Origin of the sequence: Azospirillum sp. B4 (genome assembly GCF_000333275.1) — a bacterium.
GTDB lineage: Bacteria > Pseudomonadota > Alphaproteobacteria > Azospirillales > Azospirillaceae > Nitrospirillum.
The window spans coordinates 1-3,517 of the sequence record NZ_BACU01000028.1; the positions used below are offsets into that span (position 1 = coordinate 1).

Here is a 3,517-nt window from a genome sequence, read left to right on the forward strand (position 1 = left end):
CATGGTAAGGTTATGGTGGATACCTGCTGGCAGACGCGTTGCATCGTTGCTTTCGGAGTGAGATTGCGTCGTTTGCAGTGGTCGTGGATGCCTATGACGACAACGCCCGCCGCTTTTATGAACGTATGAGCTTCCTGAGCCTGCCCGACACGCCTCGGAAATTATTCCTTCCGCTGGCCGACATCGCTCTGGCGTTCCAGGAGAGCGGGGCGTGAGGCCGCTGGACATCCTGCGCGCCCTGATCGTCGTCGCCATCTGGGGCGTCAACTTCTCCGTCTCCAAATTCGCGCTGCGGCAGTTCCACCCCATCACCGCCATGGCCATCCGGTTCACGCTGGTGGCCCTGGTGCTGGTGCCGTGGCGGCGCCTGCCTTGGGCCCATGTCCGGCCGGTGCTGGCCTATTCCTTCGTGCTGGGCGGCCTTCATTTCCCCTTGGTGTTCAGCGGCCTGATGGGGTGCAGCGCCGCGGCCGCCTCCGTCGCCATCCAGCTGCAGGTGCCCTTCGCCTCGCTGATGGCGGCCCTGTTCTTCAAGGACAGGCTGGGCTGGCGCCGGGCGGTCGGCATGGCGGCGGCCATCACCGGCGTCGGCATCATCGCCTACCACCCCGGCGGCACGGACGATCCCGCCCACCTGGGCCTGGTGGTGCTGGCCGCCGCCGCCTTCGCCTTTTCCAGCATCCAACTGAAATGGATGCCGGCCATGGATCCCTATACCCTCAACGGCTACATGGCCCTGTTCGCCGTGCCGCAGCTGGTGCTGATGTCCTGGGTGCTGGAGGATGGACAATGGGCGGCCATACAGGCCGCGCCGCCGGCGGCCTGGGCTTCCATCCTGTTCATGGGGCTGGTTTCCACCATCCTGGCCTATGTGCTGTGGTTCCCGCTGATGCAGCGCTACGCCGTCAACCAGACCATGCCCTTCATGCTGCTGGTGCCGGTGTTCGGCGTGGCCGGCGGGGTCATCCTGCTGGGGGAGCCCTTGTCCTGGCACTTTCTGGCGGGCACGGTAGTGACCATCGCCGGCGTGGGCGTGGTGCTGCTGCGCCGCCCCCGCCTGGTGACCGCCCGCACCGCGAGTTGAGGCCGCGCGTTGAACCCGATGCCGATCCATGACCGCCCCTCCCCCAACCACGGCCCTCGGCCGGACGGTGCCGCCGTGGACATCCTGGTGCTGCACTACACCGGCATGGTGTCGGCGCAGGCGGCGTTGGACCGCCTGTGCGACGAGGCCGCCCAGGTTAGCGCCCACTACCTGGTGGAAGAGGATGGCACCGTCTGGCGGCTGGTGGCCGAGGACCGCCGTGCCTGGCATGCCGGACGGGGCGCCTGGGGCCATGTCCGCGACGTCAACAGCCGCTCCATCGGGGTGGAGATCGTCAACCCGGGCCACGAGTTCGGCTACCGCCCCTTCCCCGCCGCCCAGATGCGGGCAGTAACGGACCTCTGCCGGGACATTCTCGGCCGCTGGCCCATTCCGCCCGGCAACGTCATCGCCCATTCGGACATGGCGCCCGACCGCAAGCGCGATCCTGGCGAACTGTTCGATTGGCAGGCCCTGGCGCGGGCCGGCGTCGGCCTGTGGCCGCGTACCGGGGACGGCGCACATTTCGGGGGCCCACCCGCGGTGGAGACGGTGGTGGCCCCTCTGCTGTCCCGCCTGGGATATGACCTCGACGGCGTGGGCGTCGCCCAGGCCCTGACGGCCTTCCAGCGCCACTGGCATCCCGATGCCCTGGGAAAGCCGGCCGACACCGAAACCATTCGCCGCCTGAACGACTTGATAGCGCAAACCGATGTCGCGAACTCAACCGCTGGGCTTGCCGGGTCCCGCGAATAAGGCGACTGTAGGGGGATGACGCGCGGGAAGGCGTATACGGGGTGAATCCCAACATCCGCCCCCAACAAGGATAATGGTGGAGCCCCCCTGGCATGACCGGCCTTAATACGGACAGTCCCGGCAAGGCCGGACCGAACCCGCCAGGCGCGGTTGGCCCGCGCGCCCTGTCGACGGCGGCACTGATCCTGACCGTTATCGCCACCGCCGCCGCCGTCTGGTTGACCCATCTCCGCAACGTCGACCATGTGACGTCGCGGATGGCGGCTGAGACATCCGAACTCGCCGGCGACCTCGGGCTACGTCTATCCACGTACCAATATGGCCTTCGGGGAGTACGGGGCGCCATTATCGTCGGTGGCCTGGGCGACATGCCCCTGGCCAGCTTCCGCCAATACATGGATACCCGGGATCTGAAGCGGGAGTTTCGCGGGGCGCTGGGGCTGGGCTTCATCAGGCGCGTGCCGCCGGACGCGGAGCAGTCCTTCATCGCCGGCATGCGGCGGGACGGCCGGCCTGACTTCCAGGTCCGGCAACTCTCCCCCCATCCAGGCGAGCGCGCCGTCATCCAATTCATCGAACCTGAGGCCCCCAACGCGCAGGCGGTGGGCCTGGACATCGCCTCCGAAGAAAGCCGGCGGGCGGCGGCGGCGGCGGCGATGCGCACCGGCGAACCCATCCTCACGGCCCCGCTGACGCTGGTGCAGGCGACGGGCAAGCCGACCAAAGGCTTCCTGCTGCTGATGCCCATCTACCGCCCGGGTATGCCGGTCGGCACGGCGGTGGAGCGCATGGCGGCGGGGATAGGCTGGTCCTACGCCCCGCTGATCATTGATGACGTGCTGGAGGACCTGGACCCCCTGGAGGCCGACCTGGCGTTCCGTATCCGGGATGTGACCGATAACCCCGACGCGCCGGTCTTCTTCGACACGGGCGGCGACGTGGCCGACAGCGACGTGGCCCGGCCGATGGATCAACGGGTCAGCCTCTATGGCCGCCAATGGGTGGTGACGTTCCAGGCGCGCGACGCCTTCCTGGAGAAATCCAACCTGACCCCCTCCTGGATAAGCGGCTTGGTGGTTGGCGCGCTGGGCCTGCTGCTGTCGGTCCTGCTGCGCGTGTATCTGGGTCGCATCGATCAGCGGCTGCGGGAGGGGGAGGAGAAGGCCCGCCAGGCGGCCCTGCTGGAAACCGAGGTCGCCGCCCGCACCGCCGAACTGCGGGAGCGGGAGGAGCGGTTCAAGGCTTTGGCGGAATTGTCCAGCGACTGGTTCTGGGAAGCCGATCGGCAGGGACGTTTCACCGCCATATCCCGGGGCATCGCCCGCATCGCCCTGCCCCCGGACGCCCTGATCGGAAAAACCAGGCGCGAATTGGCCGCGAACCAGGCCGATCCGGGTCTGGACGACTATGAGGCCCTGATCCGGGAGGGGCGGTCATTCCGCGACTTTGGCTATGAGTTGGCGGGTGGCGACGGTCAGGTCCGGCAGATCGTGGTCAGCGGCAACCCCATCCTGGACGGGAACGGCCAGTGCGTGGGGTTCCGGGGAACCGGCCGGGACGTGACGGAAACACTGCGCGCCGAGAAGGAATTGCGCACCTCCGCACCCGGCTGGCGTTAGCGACCAGGCCAGCGGCGTGGGCATCTGGNAATATGATTTGGNNCAGCATCGGCTGACC

General features: G+C 67.9%; 4 protein-coding genes. All 4 read left to right on the forward strand.

Translation table 11 applies throughout. The features are described 5' to 3' along the window. Positions 1-83 precede the first annotated feature (83 nt). The 4 genes from I55_RS38895 (at position 84) to I55_RS01075 (ending at position 3,459) form a co-directional block, all read left to right on the forward strand. Entirely contained in the window at positions 84-215 is a 132-nt protein-coding gene (locus I55_RS38895; protein WP_286364274.1) for a hypothetical protein, read from the forward strand. After that, positions 212-1,084 carry a DMT family transporter gene (locus I55_RS01065; RefSeq protein ID WP_044558574.1) on the forward strand — a complete coding sequence of 291 codons (873 nt, stop codon included), beginning with the start codon at positions 212-214 and terminating at the stop codon, positions 1,082-1,084. The genes I55_RS38895 and I55_RS01065 overlap by 4 nt, the downstream gene beginning before the upstream one ends. A gap of 18 nt (positions 1,085-1,102) precedes the next feature. After that, positions 1,103-1,840: an N-acetylmuramoyl-L-alanine amidase gene (locus I55_RS01070; protein WP_044558575.1), complete on the forward strand. Its 738-nt coding sequence runs from the start codon at positions 1,103-1,105 to the stop codon at positions 1,838-1,840. 92 nt (positions 1,841-1,932) lie between these two features. Next, positions 1,933-3,459, forward strand: a complete 1,527-nt coding sequence (locus I55_RS01075) for a CHASE domain-containing protein (protein ID WP_044558576.1) — start codon at positions 1,933-1,935, stop codon at positions 3,457-3,459. Positions 3,460-3,517: the final 58 nt, after the last annotated feature.